Below are 16,513 nucleotides of genomic sequence, written 5' to 3'. Positions count from 1 at the left end.
AGTCATGAATACCAAAGTGCTTTTCGTTTGCCTGGGTAACATCTGCCGCTCGCCGACAGCAGAAGGCATATTCAGAAAGGTGATTACCGATGCCGGTATGCACGATCACATTGTGATTGATTCAGCTGGCACCGGCGGTTGGCATATCGGTAAAGCACCGGATGCTCGCGCCATCAGTGCCGCAAAAAATCGCGGTTACAATTTGTCGAGCCTGCGTGCGCGTCAGGTTTGTATTGCTGATTTTGACGAGTTCGATTTTATTCTCGCCATGGATCACGCCAACCTCAGCGATCTGAAAGTCATGGTGCCGCATCACTATCAAGGTCACCTGGGGTTGTTTCTGGATTTTGCGCAAAATTTCCAGCACCGCGAAGTGCCCGATCCTTATTACGGAGAAGCCGCCGGTTTTGATCTGGTGCTGGATTTAATCGAAGATGCCTCCGCCGGTTTATTACACCAACTGCAACAGCGCCGCCGCGCCTGACGGGATACCTGTGCCGCTTTTTCTACCGAATTTTGATTTGCAGCATCTCAACACACTGGGCGTCCCGGTGAAGGCGCAATTTTATGTCAGCGTTACGAGTGAAGAAGAATTACTCGAAGCTCTGCGCTATGCCAGAAACGAAAAGCTGCCGCTGTTTATACTCGGCGGTGGCAGTAATATTGTGTTATGCGATGACCTTCCCGGGTTGGTTGTTCATATTCGCTTGCAAGGCAAAACCCTGGTGGCGGAAGACAATGAATTTGTTTGGTTGCGCGTAGCCGCCGGCGAAAATTGGCATGAATTGGTGGAATACTGCCTGGATTTTCATTATTGGGGTTTGGAGAATTTATCGCTGATTCCCGGCAGTGTGGGCGCAGCGCCGATTCAGAATATCGGTGCGTATGGTGTTGAGCTGAAAGATGTCTTTGAAGAATTAACAGCAATTGATATCCGTTCCGGCCTGCCGGTAACCTTTACCAGGGATTCCTGCGAATTCGGTTATCGCGACAGTATTTTCAAAGGTCGATTGCGTGATCAATATCTTATAACGGCTGTGACCTTCAAGTTGCACAAGCAACCGCACCTGGTGTTGTCCTATCCCGCTTTACGCGAAGCTTTGGCTGCACATGCTGATGACGCAATTACGCCTCGGCAAGTTAGCCAGGTAATCTGTGAGATCCGTCGTAATAAATTGCCTGACCCGGCGCAGATACCCAATGTAGGAAGTTTTTTTAAGAACCCTGTTATTCCCGCAACACAATATGAATCGCTGCGTGCGAACCACCCACAACTGGTGGCGTATCCAGTGGATGACCAACAGGTGAAACTGGCGGCAGCCTGGCTTATTGATAACGCCGGTTGGCGCGGTCAGGTATGCGGGCCGGTAGCGGTACATGGGCAGCAGGCATTGGTGTTAACCAACCCCGGCCATGCAAAAGGGCATGAAGTAGTGGCCCTGGCGGAAAAAATTCAACTATCGGTGTTTGAAAAATACGGTGTGGCCCTGGAGCCGGAACCGCGTTTTTATCCCTGATGTTAAAGTTCACATGCAGTGATAACCATCGCCGCCAACACCCAATAATAAAAATTCATTGCGTGCGCTATATCGACAAGCGCCTAATAGCTTATGACTTCAGCTCGGCAAACATCATTATTTGACTCCGCGCCTCGGGAACAACTGCTATCGCTCGATGGAGATGTCTACCTGTTTACGCAATGGTTACCCGCGACACTGGCTGACGCTTACTTCCATGAGCTGCTGGAAACTCTTGCATGGCAGCAGTCACGCATTCACATCCACGGTCAAGAGCATGCCATTCCACGGCTTAACGCCTGGTATGGCGATCCCGGATGTCGTTATGGTTATTCCGGTACCCGGTTTGAGCCATTGCCCTGGACGGAAACGCTGACCCATATCAAGGAGAGATTGACCGCCACTTTGGGGGTCGCTTTCAACAGTATGCTCGCCAATCGCTATCGCGGTGGACGGGACAGCGTGGCCTGGCACAGTGATGATGAGCCGGAACTGGGGCGCAACCCGGTGATAGCCTCAGTCAGCTTGGGGGCGACGCGACGCTTTACCCTCAAGCACAAGTCGCGCAGAGATATCCGCCCCCTGGCGGTGGACTTGACCCATGGTTCTCTATTAGTGATGAGCGGGCCGACCCAACATCATTGGCTACACCAGGTTGCGAAAACAACCCGGATTGTTGGTGAACGAATTAACTTAACTTTTCGATATATTTATCAATAAGTTGCCATTGGTTTTTCATCTGAAATATTCAATATGCACCCCGGTAATTTCGGCAGGGCGCATGGGATAGTGCTACTTTATTGACAGGTAGTGGCGCTTTGCGATGGCAGACTCTACAATCTGCCGCAAGCTGTCTTTACGTTTAATAACAAAGGTGTAACTCCGGTTCGACCGGATTGGGGGTTTGGTTTGACAAAGATACTTGTTGTCGATGATCACGATTTAGTGCGGATGGGAATTGTGCGCATGCTGGCAGACGTGAATGGATATCAAGTAGTCGGAGAGGCCAAAAGTGGGGAAGAGGCAGTTGCCAAAGCGCGGACATTAGTGCCGGACGTGGTATTGATGGACGTTAAGATGCCCGGCATGGGCGGTCTGGAAGCAACGAAAAAGTTATTGGCGATTAACCCCGGTATGAAGATCATTGCCGTCACTGCCTGTGATGACAATCTTTATCCGACACGTCTGATGCAGGCGGGAGCTGTGGGTTATGTCACCAAGGGTGCTGAATTTACCGAGATAACCGACGCCATCAACAAGGTGATTCGCGGCGATCTTTACATGAGCAACAGCATAGCCCAGCAGCTGGCGCTCAAAAATTTCAGCGGCAACAACAGCCAGGAATCGCCCTTCGAAAAACTGTCCCAACGCGAACTGCAAACGGCGATGCTCATTGCCAATGGTCAGAAAGTAAATGATATCGCGACCACGTTTTGTGTCAGTCCCAAAACCGTTAACAGCTATCGTTATCGGATCTTTGAGAAACTGAATATCAACAGCGATGTCGAATTGACGCTCCTGGCGGTCAAGCACAACTTTCTCGACCCTGAAGCCGTGGTGTAATCGGCCGATTCTATTGTCTGGTGGGCAATCGCAACATTGCCCACGTTAATTATTTGTCTCCAAAAACTGCATGGTTACTGACAGCAATAACGCAGCGCCCGCTGAAACCTTTGATTCCGCTCGCTTCCTCGCCAACGTCACCCAACAGCCCGGTATTTACCAGATGTTTGGTGAAGATGGGGCTATCCTGTATGTCGGTAAAGCCAAGAATCTCAAAGCACGCCTCGCCAGCTACTTCCGCAAATCCGGCTTGAGTGTGAAAACCCTCGCGCTGGTGGCGAAGATTCGCCATATCGAAGTTACCGTGACCGCCAGTGAAACCGAAGCCCTGATTCTCGAACAAAACCTCATCAAGTCTAATCGGCCGCCCTATAACATCCTGCTGCGAGACGATAAATCCTATCCGTATATTTTTATCTCCAGCGGCGAAGATTTTCCACGAATCAGTTTCCATCGCGGTGCCAAGAAAAAGCGCGGTGAGTACTTTGGGCCTTATCCCAATGTTGGCGCCGTGCGCGACAGCCTGAATTTTTTGCAAAAAACCTTTCGCGTGCGCCAGTGCGAAGACAGTGTCTTTAGAAATCGCTCACGACCGTGCCTTCAATATCAGATCAAACGTTGTACGGCTCCCTGTGTAGACTTCATCAACCCCGACGAATACGCCAACGATTTACGTCACACGCGCATGTTCCTGACGGGCAACAGCGATAAGCTGATGCGCGAATTGGCGGATCAAATGGACGCGGCGTCGCAAGGGTTGGAATTTGAAAAAGCCGCGAATTTCCGCGACCAGATCATGGCGTTGCGCAACATCCAGACCCAGCAAGTCATGGAAGAAGGCAAGGGCGATGTCGATGTGATTGCGGCGGAGATGCAAGGGCTGGTGATCTGCGTACACGTATTATTCATTCGCCAGGGGCGGATTCTGGGCAGCCGCAGTTTTTATCCGCAAGCCGGGTTGACCGAATCGCCGGCGGAAGTCCTCACGCAATTTTTACCGCAGTTTTATCTCGCCAGTGAAGGGCGTGAGATTCCGCGTGAAATTATCACGAGTCACGCGATTGAGGAGGCTGACTTGCTGTGCTCCGCCTTGCAGCAAGCCACGGGTCGGCAGGTATTGTTGACCAGCAGCGTGCGCAGCCACCGCGCCCAATGGCTACAAATGGCAGCCACCGCCGCGCAGCAAAACCTGACCAGTCATCTCAACAGCAAAAAGAATTCCCAGGACCGTTTTCTGGCATTACAGGACGCCTTGGAGCTGGACGAAATGCCCCAGCGCCTGGAGTGTTTCGACATCAGCCACAGCAGCGGCGAATTGACCGTTGCCTCCTGCGTTGTGTTTGATACCAACGGACCGCTGAAGTCGGACTATCGTCGTTTTAACATCGACGGTATTACACCCGGCGATGACTATGCGGCAATGGAGCAGGCGCTACAGCGGCGTTATACACGCCTACAGAAAGGCGAGGGCAAGCTGCCCGACATTCTGCTGATTGACGGCGGTAAAGGACAGCTCGCCAAAGCCGTGGCCGTGCTCGCGGAGCTTGGCGTGAATGACGTATTGATGATCGGCGTTGCCAAAGGCACAACCCGTAAGGCCGGTTTTGAAACCTTATTCAATGCTCGGACCGGCGCCGAGATTGTCATGCCCGGCGATTCGCCGGCGCTGCATCTGATCCAGCATATCCGCGATGAAGCGCACCGGTTTGCCATCACTGGCCACAAGCAACGGCGCGACAAAAAGCGCAAAACCTCCACCCTGGAGGATGTGCCGGGTATTGGGGCGGGGCGGCGGCGCGAGCTGCTGCGGCATTTTGGTGGCCTACCTGAAATTCGCAAGGCCAGTGTCAGCGATCTGGCCAAGGTGCAAGGCATCAGCCAGCGCCTGGCGGAAGAGATTTACTCCTTTTTCCATAATGACTAGCCATGTAGTATGATCGCCACCTTGTATTGATCGGCGCCGCCAGCGCGCCGGCCAGTTGCGGTAAGGCAAATCGGCATTGCCTATTTTGAGAGAAGTGTTCATTACATGACCCTGGCTAACCAACTCACACTCCTGCGTATTGTCCTGATTCCCCTGTTTGTTGTGGTTTTTTATCTGCCCTTCAAATGGGCGCATTTTGCTTCTGCCATGATCTTCAGCGTCGCTGCGATCACGGATTGGCTGGATGGTTACGTGGCCCGCAAGTACAACCAAAGCACCCCGTTCGGCGCCTTTCTCGACCCGGTTGCCGATAAGCTGATGGTGGCCATTGCGTTGCTGTTATTGGTAGGGCTGCATCACGAATCCGCCTGGTTTGCAGCGGCAGCAGCGGTGATTGTGGGGCGTGAGATCGTTATCTCGGCCTTGCGCGAATGGATGGCAGAACTGGGCCAGCGTGCCAGTGTAGCCGTCTCTTATATCGGCAAGATCAAGACCACCTTGCAGATGACGGCGATTATCGTCCTGTTGATGGACCTGCCGTTCCTGATGCTGATTGGGTATGTTGCACTGGCAGGTGCCGCCGTCCTGACGCTCTGGTCGATGGTGCTCTACCTGCGTGCAGCCTGGCCGTTTTTGTTGCCGGGTGTGAATAACAAGTAAAACCAGAGATGCTGTAAGAGGGGCGTTTAATTACTAGCCAGCCGCAAGAATCTCGCGTTAAGCCCCAGAAAACACTAGGATTTTTAAAACGATTCCGCTAGAATTCCGGCCCTCAATCGGCGCGATAGCAAAGCGGTTATGCTCTGGATTGCAAATCCAGCTAGTCCGGTTCGACTCCGGATCGCGCCTCCACTTTTCTTTTACCCGCCGAGGTAAAAGCACTCTGCCCGAGTGGTGAAATCGGTAGACACAACAGATTTAAAATCTGTCGATCGCAAGGTCGTGCCGGTTCAAGTCCGGCCTCGGGCACCATGTTCAAATTCCACACCATCCCAAAACGTCCAGAACTCGCTAAAATGCGGGTTTTTTATGCTTTTTGGTCTATGGGGTCCATGGGCCACTGTTATCCTTAACTAACGTATTCATTTGCCGAGTGAATTTTCACGAATATCAGCTAGTCCCTCTACTTCCAATTCTTTTTCAAAAATTAATTCCAATAAAAGCGAGTTTGGATGCCGCCGTAGGGTTAGGTCTTCTGGCTGTTCACCCTGGCTTCTGGCGGCATTTTCGTACGCCGTAACAGCTGATTCGCGCTGGCCTGCATAACGATTTGATTGTCGTTCTTCGGGCGAAAGTGAATCTAGATATTCAACGTACTTTAAATAGTACATTTTTAAGTCGGGAGGGGATTGTTTTGCATATTTAGTAAATGCAGCGAACTCACGTTCGGTGATGGCATTTTGAATGGTGCCACTTTCTTCTGGAGAGAGTGAATCATCTTCCAGTTTGGAAGCTAAATTCTCCGGAAACTCAACAGTGTTTTTAAATACTTGTTCAAATAGCTGCTGTCCCTTCGATCTTACGAAATCGGCTGTCGCGGTCATAGCTTGCTCTGCTTTCAGCGCGTCTCTTGCCTCCTGAGACAGATAGACATAATCCGCTTTGGCGCTGTTGATGGTTGCTGAGGTTTCATCGGATTCGGCCGTCTTTGATGTTACAGGTAGGCCTGCCTTCTGTGTGTAAAGGTGAACGGGTAGGGCTGTTTGAAGGTTTTTAATCATAACGGTGTCCTGCTATGCGTAGAGCGATGATTTGGTTGATACAAATTGTGTCTTGAATAAGCATCGTGTAGCTGCTGTCCTGGTATGTACATATATAGACTACCGCCAGTGTTGACATCATCAGGTAACAGTACCGATGACTGGCCGCGTCATGTATCTTGAAAAACTTGGCTCTTGAGCGATCAGTTTAACTGCGAGGTTGCGGCCATTTTTATAAGCTACGCATAAGTATCTAACTTTATCAAACCAGATTTGATCTGGTAATCCATGGGTAACGAGTGGTTAAATTCCATTATGGCTTTAAATATTTCTGCGTCTGTAGAGCCCTGAAATTTCATATCCTTATATATACCCACTCTCTGCTCTGTTACTTTCGCGGCGTCGCTATCAAACTGAGTTGATTGGCTGGTCCAGGCGCGCCAAGCTTCTGCATCGTTGAGTGGCGGAGCATCATTCAGATTTACCAGGAGCTTATCTGGAATAAATGCGGCATCTTTTGCCATGGTTGTTGCGAATGCCGGATCAGTCTCAACATCTGGAATGAAATGATCCCAACCATGACGCTGAGTGATGCTAGTAGCGCTGCTGTTGGCGGTTGCTTGGTTTGTAGAGCTGAGGGTGCTCGCATTTGTGGTGGGCTTAAACTGCAACGCGGTAACAATCATATTGGTTGCGCTGGTAATGTCGGACATATACACCTCCGTTATGTGTCTTTATGGAAATGCAGGGAATATGCCATCGTTAATTCGATTAGATTTAGATGGAATGTGTGTCAGAGGAAGGCGAGATCTAGCCGCTGAGGCGGCAAATTCCTGCCGTCTCGGCGGTCGCTAGCCGTTGGTGCGAACATAAAGAAAATTGCCTACACAGTTTTCAACACTACAAAGGCGGCCAATTGGCCATTGCTGTCCCATAGTTTATCGTGATGGTTACGTATTTATTATTGGTGTTTGCCCATCACAGCGCTAAAGCTGGATGGGCAGTTCAACGGATCATGAGGGTAATTCAGTTAAATTTATTTGAGCGTAGGAGTGTAAAAAGCATCCTGTTGCCGGACCCTTCGAATTATAAAAAAGCGAGCCTCAAATGAGGCTCGCCTTATGATTAAAACTATGGGACAGCATGGCCTCCAGATTCATTTTCCGGCGTTTGCTTGAGTGTGGCGGCGGTGAGCCACTGAATAATTGCATCTATCTTTAGGCGGAATTGTCTGATTGGAAAGCTAAGGTAATTCGGGCGATCCGAGATGCTGTATCCTGTAACGTCCTCAACAAGCGGCGTGACTGCCGAAGGAAACAAAGATGCAAACTATCGATCTGCAATACCAATTGGTAAATCAATCTGACACCGAATATGATTTGTTTGTGTCGTATATCTTCGGGGGATGGATTTACCGATTGGTTTTTAAGAATCACCCCAGTAAATGTATTAGATATTCCCAAACGCCAACCGCAAACAAAGATGGTGCAATAGCGAAGGGAAACCGGGTTGCTGCCAGTATTATGGAGACGGGTGTGCATGGAAGTCGAAGGGTGTTCTGTTAACATCACGCCACCATTTGTTGCTGATTAATGCTGTAGTTTTCCCGCACGATGGCCTCTGCCAACGGTGGGCAAACGCTATTGCCGCAAAGCGCGACTTGTTTGTATTTGGGTATTGGGTTGCCTTAAGCGTCGCGATCAATTATGTAGTCGCGCGGGAAGCCTTGGGCGGCGAACAATTCGTGTGGCTCAGACATGCCATTCTGTTATCGACGATTTGATATTGCTGCCCATACACTGTTATCAAACCGATCTTGCGCAGTAAAGGTGTGCAAAGGTTCGTGCAAAAAGTCGTCGAGTGCTTCGTTTGGAGTTTGGGGTCGTAATACTTCGTTAGGTGTGGCATCACCACGCAAAACTCTATTTTTGTCGTGATGAGTGGTCGGCCCCGTCACCACCATAGTCTTGCTGGCCAATCCGGACGATAAAAGGCTTAGGGTTATCAATGATGAATCGCTGAATGGCTCGCACAATTCTGCGCTACAACAGGGGTAGATTTCTTAAGTATCTTTTTAAACTTTGTTTTAATGAATTCAATTTCTCTTTGAGCTTGCGTTTCCTTTTTAAACTGATTTGATAAATCATTGCACACAACCGAAACGAACGACAGTAGCGCGTCCTCAGTAAAATCATTTTTCCATGCATCGAAGTAGACGGTAGGGTAGTTATATTTAAGCTGCTCACAAAATCTTTTCAAGAACCACGTTTTTCAATGTCCCCATTCGGAATTGATATTCAATACAAAAGAGGTATCTTTAGCGACGGATCGATATACATTTTCAATATACCGTTGAAGGAAAATAGCTTCTTCTTTTCTGCTAAGAAGGTCGCCCTCCCAGACGTCATCGATTTCTTTCATTGTTTATTCCTTTAACCATTCTTTCTACCGTGTCGCCCAGGCACGATCACCCGGTTTGTAAGCGAGCGCACCGTCATACCGGCCGGGAATAGGGACGTGACGCAAAACCTGGGTGCCGCCGACTTCGGAGGTGAAGAAGCCGAACAGGGTGAGTTGTTTGATCATGGTGAAGTAGTGAATGCCGCCGTTAAGAACGGTCGCGCGCGCGTCCTGGTCAAGTTGGTTGATATAGGCGGTGCGCTCTGCCGGTGTTAACGCCATAAAGCTGCGACCATAGGTTTTGCGGCAGTCCGCTTCCAGCGTGAGCAAACCTTTGTGAAAGATGGCGCGCTCGTCGAGCGTGTAACAGTCGGTCACGTATACATTCATGAATTCGCCAACTTTTGCATCTTTGGCGCCCGGGGTGTCGGTGCGCGGCAAGATGGTTTCCGCAATTTCGTCCAGCAACGCAATATTTTCCCTGGAAAAATTGGCCGGTGCTGGCGCGGTGGTGGCGCAGCCGCTGAGGAGTGCGGTGCTGCCGATCATGGCGGTGCCCGTGGCGGCGGTAATCAGGGCAAGGAGTTCGCGGCGGTTCATTTCAGATTCCCCTTTTTCAATTCTTTCACGGCGTGATCTGCTGCGCGTGCGGTGAGTGCCATGTAGGTCAGTGATGGGTTCACACAGGATGCGGAGGTCATGGCCGCGCCGTCGGTAACAAACACGTTGGGTGCGTCCCACACCTGGTTAAAGCCATTGAGTACGGAGGTTTTGGGATCGCGTCCCATGCGTGCGGTGCCCATTTCGTGAATGCCCATACCTGGGGCGTAGCCCCAGTCGCTGCCGCCTACGTTTTTGACGCCCGCTGCTTCAAGCATGTCTACCGCGTCTTGCAGCATGTCTTTGCGCATGGCCAGTTCGTTTTCACGGATTTCCACATCCATCGCCAATACGGGTAGCCCCCATTTATCTTTAACGCTTCGATCCAGGTAGATGCGGTTGTCGTGGTGCGGCAGCATTTCACCGAAGGCCGTCATGCCGATGGTCCAGGCGCCCGGTTCAGCGAGGGCATTTTTCAGGTTGGCGCCTATGCCCAACTCGGCGATATTGCGATCCCAGCCTTCGCGGCTTGCGGCACCCTGGTAACCAAAGCCGCGCAGGTAGTTGCGCTTTTCATCACCCAGATTACGGAAGCGGGGGATGTAGAAACCAGCCGGGCGACGGCCGTAGTAGTACTTGTCGTCAAAGCCTTCCACTACACCGCCTGCGCCGACGCGGAAGTGGTGATCCATGACGTTGTGGCCCAGTTCACCGCTGCTGCTGCCCAAACCATTGGGCCAGATATCGGTGGCGGAATTCATCAGAATCCAGGTGGAGTTAAAGCTGGAGGCGTTGAGGAAAATTACATTGGCGGTAAATTCATAAGTTTGGTTCGTTTCCGCATCGATCACCTCTACGCCGCGTGCACGCTTTTTGTCTTTGTCGTAAAGCACCTGACTGACAATAGAAAAGGGACGCAAGGTGAGGTTGCCGGTTTTCATGGCGGCGGGCAGGGTGGATGACTGGGTACTGAAGTAGGCGCCAAAGGGGCAGCCGAGCCAGCACTTGTTGCGATATTGGCAGTTCACCCGCCCTTGCTCCGGCTTGGGTTCGGTGATGTTGGCCGTGCGGCTGTTGATCATTAATCGCTTGCCGCCATAGACCTTTTTAATTCTGGCAGCGACATCTTTTTCCACGATGTTGAGTTCAATGGGCGGTAAAAACTGGCCGTCAGGCAAGTGGTCCAGGCCTTCGCGCGTGCCCGCAATACCGGCATAGCGCTCTACATAGTCGTACCAGGGCGCCATGTCGTCGTAGCGAATTGGCCAGTCAACAGCGATGCCTTCGCGCAGGTTGGCTTCAAAATCCCGCTGGCTTAAACGGTAGCTTTGGCGGCCCCATAACAATGAACGGCCACCCACATGGTAGCCGCGGTACCAGTCAAAGCGTTTTTTCTCGACGTAGGGGTTTTCCTGCTCGTTGGCCCACATGCCCTGGGTTTCTTCATTGAGCACGAAGTCGCGTTGCAGTACGGGGTGCTTTTCTTTCATTTCCTGGGTGGGGCGACCGCGGTGCTCATAATCCCAGGGTTCTTTGGTGGCGTTTACATAGTCCTTGATGTGCTCAATATTGCGGCCTCGTTCGAGCAGCAGGACTTTCAGCCCTTTTTCGGTGAGTTCTTTAGCGGCCCAGCCGCCACTGATGCCGGAGCCAACGACGATGGCGTCAAAATGTTGTGTAGACATGGCAATACTCTTCAAGTGGATCAAACATCGCAAATGCGAATAGCGGCCTGCAAGGATTCAATTTTCTCTGCCGTGGTAGCGCGGTTGGGCATGAATTCCTGCGCGACATAACCGGTAAAACCTGTTGCCTGAATGGCGCGTGCTATGGCCGGGTAGTACAGCTCCTGGGTGTCATCTATCTCGTTGCGTCCTGGCACACCGGCGGTGTGGTAGTGACCAAAATATTGATGATGATTCTGAATAGTGCGAATGATGTCGCCTTCGCTGATCTGCATGTGGTAGATGTCGTACAGCAGCTTGAAATTGGGCGAGTCCAGGCGTTTGCACAGTTCAATACCCCAAGCGGAGTTATCGGCAAAATAATCGGGATGATCGACCTTACTGTTGAACAGTTCCATCTGTAACACCACACCGCGCTTTTCAGCTTGCGCGAGGATTTTTTTCAGCCCTTTGGTGGCCTGTTTCAGGCCCGCTTCCGGATCTGTACCGCGCTTGTTGCCACTAAAACAAATCAGGTTTTTGTAACCCGCATCGGCGACCAGATCGATGTGTTCGCGATAGCGCTCAACGAGGGGTTGATGAAAGCGGCTATCGCCCCAGCCATCCTCCAGATTCAGCTCGGCGCCATTACACATAGAGGAATCCACACCGTGCTGTTTGAGGATATGCCACTCTTTGGGGCCGACCAGGTCAATGGCGGAAAAGCCCAGGCGCTGGACGACCAGAGAAAGCTCTTCCAATGTCAGGAAATTGAAGGTCCAGCGCGCGACCGAGTGGCGAATATTGCCTTTCAGAGCTGCGTCACTCGCATTCCCGGTGGTTGGGTTGGTTGATGGCACTTCTGCACCCAGTGCCGCAAGGCTGGACAGCCCCAATGCACCGGCAACAGCGCCGCGCAACAGGGCACGGCGGTCTACTGAATCACTCATGGTTGTTGGCCTTACGTTGTTGTTATTGGATGTTGTTACAGACGCTCTCCGCCGTTGAGGCTAAAGATTAGCGTGCTACCTATTACTTGGCCACGAGATCTACGGATCTTTACAAGTTTTTAACAACGTCTACAGTTCTTATTAGATGCCTGAAAAATTTGATTCATTCGCGGGATTCATAGTTAGCATTTCTTTTTCCGATTTGAACCGGCACGCCTGAATCTTCGATTGGGCGGATTAATTAAATCAGGATTCTCATGGTGATGATGAATTGATCCAGATCAATTCACATCGCCTGCAATTTGTTAGCCTGTGAGAAGCAATCGGTTTGATATCGATGGACAAACCCATTAATTCCCGCGTGAAGCTACTATGCCACCCTCCATATCGCACGTTAATCTGCCCCTGATCTGGAATCCTGATGTGATCAGCCACTATGATTTGGCGGGTCCACGTTACACTTCATATCCGACAGCGCCTCAATTCAACGATACATTTTCCACGACGGATCTTGCTGCTGCAGTGGACCGCAGTAATGCCAGCCAACGGCCGCTGTCGCTTTATGTTCACATTCCCTTTTGTGACACCCTCTGTTTCTACTGCGGATGTAATAAGGTGGTGACTCACAACAAAAGTCGTGCTGAACCTTATTTGCAGCGTGTCGAAAAAGAAATGGCCATGCAGGCGCAGTGGTTCGATACGGAGCGTCGGGTAAAACAATTGCATTGGGGTGGTGGTACGCCGACATTTATCAGCGATGAAGAGATGACCTGGTTGATGGCCGCCACGCGCCGCTATTTTAAACTTGCTGATGATGACTCTGGTGAATACGCCATTGAAATCCATCCCGGTCGTGTTAGTGCGAATACCATGGATCATCTGCGTAAACTGGGCTTCAATCGCGTCAGTATGGGCGTGCAGGATTTTGATGTTCGGGTGCAAAAAGCAGTGAATCGGTATAACACTGTGGAAGATGTAAGCGCGCTGGTCGACGCGTTACGCGCGCAGCAATATCACTCCATCAGTATGGATTTGATCTACGGTTTGCCTTTGCAAACAGAACAAAGTTTTTCAACAACCTTGAACAAGGTCATTGATTTATCCCCGGACCGTTTATCCTTATTTAATTATGCCCATCTGCCGCATTTATTCAAAAGCCAGGCGTTAATTCGAGAGGCAGAGCTGCCTTCGCCACAACAAAAACTCGATATTTTGCAGATGTCCATTGAACGATTACAGAACGCTGGTTATGTGTATGTGGGAATGGATCATTTTGCCAAGCCGGATGATAGTCTGGTTCGGGCTCAGCGGGCAGGGGCGTTGCAGCGTAATTTCCAGGGCTATTCCACGCACGGTGAGTGTGATCTTTTGGCTTTTGGCGTGTCGTCGATCAGTGCGTTCGGTGGTGTGTATGTGCAAAATGCCAAGCTGGTTGAGTTGTACCAGCAATTAATTGATGCGGGAAAACCTGCTTCTGTGCGTGGCTTTGTCCTGAGTGATGAGGATCATTTGCGGCAGTTCGTGATTAACCAACTGATCTGTCATTTCCATCTTGAGTTTGCCGATGTTCAACAACGTTTTCATATTAATCCGGTAAACCATTTTGCCGACGAACTGGCAGAACTTTCACCGATGGTGGAAGATGGTTTGTTGAGCATAAGCAGTGAAGGTATTCAGGTGCACAACTCGGGGCGGTTGCTGATTCGTCGAGTCTGTATGGTATTTGACGAATATCTGAAGAAAAATACCGAGATACGTTACTCCAGGGTTATCTGATGTGGCCAGCAAAAATTTACAGTTGTTTACCCTTTTGTGGAACTCTACTGATTGCCAACTGATCGTATTTAGGGAATCCTCACGGGCGAAATTCCCCTCTCGTTTGTGTAACCTCAGCGGAGATTAATCCATGAAGATGAAATACCTGATGACCCCTGTTTTACTCACTGTCCTGGCCATGCAGGCTGCAGCTGATGATTGCAGTGTAACTATCGATAGCACTGACACCATGAAATTCGATCAAAGCGAGATCGTGATTGATAAATCCTGTAAGGAGTTCACCGTCAACCTTACGCATTCCGGCAAACTGGCAAAAAATATCATGGGGCACAATGTCGTGATCACCAAAACGGCTGATGCGCGCGCGGTGGCCAGCGATGCTATCGGAGCGGGTTTGGAGAACAACTACGTAAAACCCGGCGATGAGCGCGTTATTGCGTTTACCGACATCATCGGCGGCGGTGAAAAGACCTCAATGACCTTCAGCGTGAATAAATTGCAGGCAGGTGAAGACTACACTTTCTTCTGCTCCTTTCCAGGTCATATCAGTTTGATGCAAGGCTCGGTGTCATTGGGTTCCTGATTGTTTTCAGACGCTAACGGGCCGGCGGTTCTTGCTGCTGGCTTTGTTATAAGTATGAGGTATGAGATATCGCGCAAGGAATTTTGGCGCGATACTCCGCTTGAATAGGGTTTGGCGGCTATTTGAATAAATAGTTAGTTGAAAATTGAAGCATTCCAAAAGTCCTGAACTATCCTGTAACTGAGGTACCAAGCTGTCATTGACAGTTCGGTATCGGTGCATGGATTTTTACCACCACAGGGCTTTATCGGATGAGAAAGAACCTCCCCATAACGGCTAATGAGCGCCGTTTCCCTTCTCACGTCAAATTGATCTCCGTCACGGATACCCAAGGCACGATCCTGGACTGCAACCGGGAGTTTGTTGAGGTGAGCGGTTTCAGTCGCGAAGAACTTATAGGACAGCCCCATAACATTGTCCGGCACCCTGAAATGCCGCCGGATGCATTCAAGATCATGTGGGAGCATTTAAAAGCCGGCAAACCCTGGATGGGTTTGGTAAAAAACCGCTGCAAGAACGGGGATTATTATTGGGTGGATGCCTATGTGACTCCCGTTACCCAGAATGGAAAAGTTGTAGGCTACGAATCAGTTCGTTCCTGCCCGAAAGCAGAGGACGTCGCGCGGGCGTCAAAACTTTACCCTTCGCTGCTGGAGGGTAAAGGCTATTCTGTGGGCCCTAAAATATCTGCTGAAAATATCCTGCTGGTTGCGGGCTTTCTCGTTTCACTGATTGCCTTTATTGTCGGATACCGAAGCTTGGCTGGTATTGTGTTGGTGGCTACTACCATTGCGTATGCCGTATGGAGTTCGATCAGCAGGAAACAGATGTTTGCTTCGCTGAACGAGATGCTGTCCAAAGCCTTTTCTCACGATTTGGCTACCGTGACCTATACCGACTCCACTGGTGTTCTGGGTAAGGTCAAGGTTGCTATCCTCAGTCAGGAAGCGCATTTGGGTGCAGTCATTACCCGCATCGAGCACGCGGCATCGGCCGTATCAGTTGAGTCTGACAAGGGCGAAGCGCTGACGACCCTGATGGTGGAAAAAGTAGAGCGCCAGCAAGCGGAAACTATTCAGGTTTCGGCAGCGATGAACCAGATGACTACTACCATCAGTGAGGTATCCCGGCACGTTTCGGATACTGCCCAGCATGCTGATGAGGCCAGCCAACTTGCCAATCACGGTAATCAATTGGCGTTAAGTGCGAGTATGTCTATTGATGAGCTGCGCAAAACCGTTCATCGCATCAGTGAGTCGGTGACTGGTGTTGCGCAGCAAACGCAAAATATTTCCCAGGCTGCACAAATCATTGAACAGATTGCAGACCAGACGAATTTACTAGCGCTTAATGCGGCAATCGAAGCAGCACGAGCTGGTGATCAAGGGCGCGGGTTTGCCGTAGTCGCCGACGAAGTCAGACATTTAGCCCGTCGCACCCAGGACTCTACCAAAGAAATTTACAACATCGTTTCAGCACTCAAGACTGAGGCTTCATCAGCAGTCCAGGTAGCGGAAAAAGGGCTGGAAGATGCAGAGCAGGGCGCCGTTAAGGTAAGTGAGAGTACTAAAGCTCTGAACGGTATTAATGAAGCTGTTAATCAAATTGCCCAGATGTCGACCCAAATGGCGACTGCTGTCGATCAACAGGCTCATGTTGTGGAAGACGTAAACCGGCAAATCAGTAATATCTCTGATCTTGTGAATGAAAGCGAAGATGCAGTCAACAACACCGCAATGTCCATCAGTCAATTAAAGTCTGTGTCCAATGAACTGCATGAGTTAGTGGTTCGATTTAAGCGTAAATAATGGGGTGCCTGAGTTCATGACAAGGAAG

The 16,513-nt window shown here is 50.4% G+C and carries 15 protein-coding genes, 2 tRNA genes and 1 pseudogene; 12 read left to right on the top strand and 6 right to left on the bottom strand.

The genetic code is table 11. The annotated features are described in order from the left end of the window. Positions 1-4: 4 nt before the first annotated feature. The 8 genes from CBR65_RS04640 to CBR65_RS04605 all read left to right on the top strand — a co-directional run bounded on the left by CBR65_RS04640 (position 5) and on the right by CBR65_RS04605 (position 5,976). Positions 5-484 carry a low molecular weight protein-tyrosine-phosphatase gene (locus CBR65_RS04640; protein WP_087465771.1) on the top strand — a complete coding sequence of 160 codons (480 nt, stop codon included), beginning with the start codon at positions 5-7 and terminating at the stop codon, positions 482-484. Continuing rightward, positions 435-1,517, top strand: a complete 1,083-nt coding sequence (gene murB / locus CBR65_RS04635; protein WP_087465770.1) for a UDP-N-acetylmuramate dehydrogenase — start codon at positions 435-437, stop codon at positions 1,515-1,517. Before CBR65_RS04640 ends, murB begins: the two co-directional genes overlap by 50 nt. Positions 1,518-1,610: 93 nt before the next feature. Beyond that, positions 1,611-2,237, top strand: a complete 627-nt coding sequence (locus CBR65_RS04630) for an alpha-ketoglutarate-dependent dioxygenase AlkB (RefSeq protein WP_087465769.1) — start codon at positions 1,611-1,613, stop codon at positions 2,235-2,237. A gap of 189 nt (positions 2,238-2,426) precedes the next feature. Continuing rightward, the gene (locus tag CBR65_RS04625) at positions 2,427-3,080 is read left to right on the top strand and encodes a response regulator (protein ID WP_087468922.1); all 654 of its coding nucleotides are present in this window, start codon (positions 2,427-2,429) and stop codon (positions 3,078-3,080) included. A gap of 70 nt (positions 3,081-3,150) precedes the next feature. After that, the gene (uvrC, locus tag CBR65_RS04620; RefSeq protein WP_087465768.1) at positions 3,151-5,004 is read left to right on the top strand and encodes an excinuclease ABC subunit UvrC; all 1,854 of its coding nucleotides are present in this window, start codon (positions 3,151-3,153) and stop codon (positions 5,002-5,004) included. A 105-nt stretch (positions 5,005-5,109) separates the two neighbouring features. Then, complete coding sequence (gene pgsA / locus CBR65_RS04615; RefSeq protein ID WP_087465767.1) at positions 5,110-5,664, top strand: CDP-diacylglycerol--glycerol-3-phosphate 3-phosphatidyltransferase; 555 nt, start codon at positions 5,110-5,112, stop codon at positions 5,662-5,664. Positions 5,665-5,782: 118 nt separating this feature from the next. After that, positions 5,783-5,856 (top strand) — tRNA-Cys (locus CBR65_RS04610). A 33-nt stretch (positions 5,857-5,889) separates the two neighbouring features. Next, positions 5,890-5,976 (top strand) — tRNA-Leu (locus CBR65_RS04605). A 110-nt stretch (positions 5,977-6,086) separates the two neighbouring features. On the opposite strand, the gene CBR65_RS04600 is transcribed toward CBR65_RS04605, so the two are convergent. Then, positions 6,087-6,725 (bottom strand): hypothetical protein, encoded by a 639-nt coding sequence (locus tag CBR65_RS04600; RefSeq protein WP_087465766.1) that lies wholly within the window; start codon positions 6,723-6,725, stop codon positions 6,087-6,089. A 218-nt stretch (positions 6,726-6,943) separates the two neighbouring features. Next, a complete protein-coding gene (locus CBR65_RS04595; RefSeq protein WP_087465765.1) occupies positions 6,944-7,417 on the bottom strand; it encodes a hypothetical protein in 474 nt (157 codons plus the stop codon). Between the two features lie 224 nt (positions 7,418-7,641). Here CBR65_RS04595 and CBR65_RS04590 point away from each other — a divergent pair. Beyond that, positions 7,642-7,829, top strand: a pseudogene (locus tag CBR65_RS04590) (IS4 family transposase); the annotation flags it as partial. Positions 7,830-8,975: 1,146 nt separating this feature from the next. Here the strand turns inward: CBR65_RS04590 and CBR65_RS22010 are convergent. From CBR65_RS22010 to CBR65_RS04565, 4 genes are read right to left on the bottom strand one after another with little or no spacing between them, the layout of a single operon-like run. Beyond that, entirely contained in the window at positions 8,976-9,125 is a 150-nt protein-coding gene (locus CBR65_RS22010) for a hypothetical protein (RefSeq protein WP_157671977.1), read from the bottom strand. Positions 9,126-9,149: 24 nt separating this feature from the next. Continuing rightward, the gene (locus CBR65_RS04575) at positions 9,150-9,704 is read right to left on the bottom strand and encodes a gluconate 2-dehydrogenase subunit 3 family protein (protein ID WP_087465763.1); all 555 of its coding nucleotides are present in this window, start codon (positions 9,702-9,704) and stop codon (positions 9,150-9,152) included. Beyond that, positions 9,701-11,389 carry a GMC oxidoreductase gene (locus CBR65_RS04570; protein WP_087465762.1) on the bottom strand — a complete coding sequence of 563 codons (1,689 nt, stop codon included), beginning with the start codon at positions 11,387-11,389 and terminating at the stop codon, positions 9,701-9,703. The genes CBR65_RS04575 and CBR65_RS04570 overlap by 4 nt, the downstream gene beginning before the upstream one ends. 20 nt (positions 11,390-11,409) lie before the next feature. Continuing rightward, positions 11,410-12,318, bottom strand: a complete 909-nt coding sequence (locus CBR65_RS04565) for a hydroxypyruvate isomerase family protein (protein WP_087465761.1) — start codon at positions 12,316-12,318, stop codon at positions 11,410-11,412. Between the two features lie 372 nt (positions 12,319-12,690). On the opposite strand from CBR65_RS04565, the gene hemN reads away from it, so the two are divergent. The 3 genes from hemN (at position 12,691) to CBR65_RS04550 (ending at position 16,485) form a co-directional block, all read left to right on the top strand. Beyond that, positions 12,691-14,094 (top strand): oxygen-independent coproporphyrinogen III oxidase, encoded by a 1,404-nt coding sequence (gene hemN, locus CBR65_RS04560; RefSeq protein WP_087465760.1) that lies wholly within the window; start codon positions 12,691-12,693, stop codon positions 14,092-14,094. 130 nt (positions 14,095-14,224) lie between these two features. Beyond that, on the top strand, positions 14,225-14,677 hold the full coding sequence (gene azu / locus CBR65_RS04555) for an azurin (protein WP_087465759.1): 453 nt from the start codon (positions 14,225-14,227) through the stop codon (positions 14,675-14,677). A 251-nt stretch (positions 14,678-14,928) separates the two neighbouring features. Beyond that, positions 14,929-16,485 carry a PAS domain-containing methyl-accepting chemotaxis protein gene (locus tag CBR65_RS04550; RefSeq protein ID WP_087465758.1) on the top strand — a complete coding sequence of 519 codons (1,557 nt, stop codon included), beginning with the start codon at positions 14,929-14,931 and terminating at the stop codon, positions 16,483-16,485. Positions 16,486-16,513 lie beyond the last annotated feature (28 nt).

The sequence above is a fragment of the Cellvibrio sp. PSBB006 genome (assembly GCF_002162135.1).
Taxonomy (GTDB): Bacteria; Pseudomonadota; Gammaproteobacteria; order Pseudomonadales; family Cellvibrionaceae; genus Cellvibrio.
Note: the sequence above shows the minus strand (reverse complement) of the source record. Positions and strands in the feature narration are given on the sequence as shown.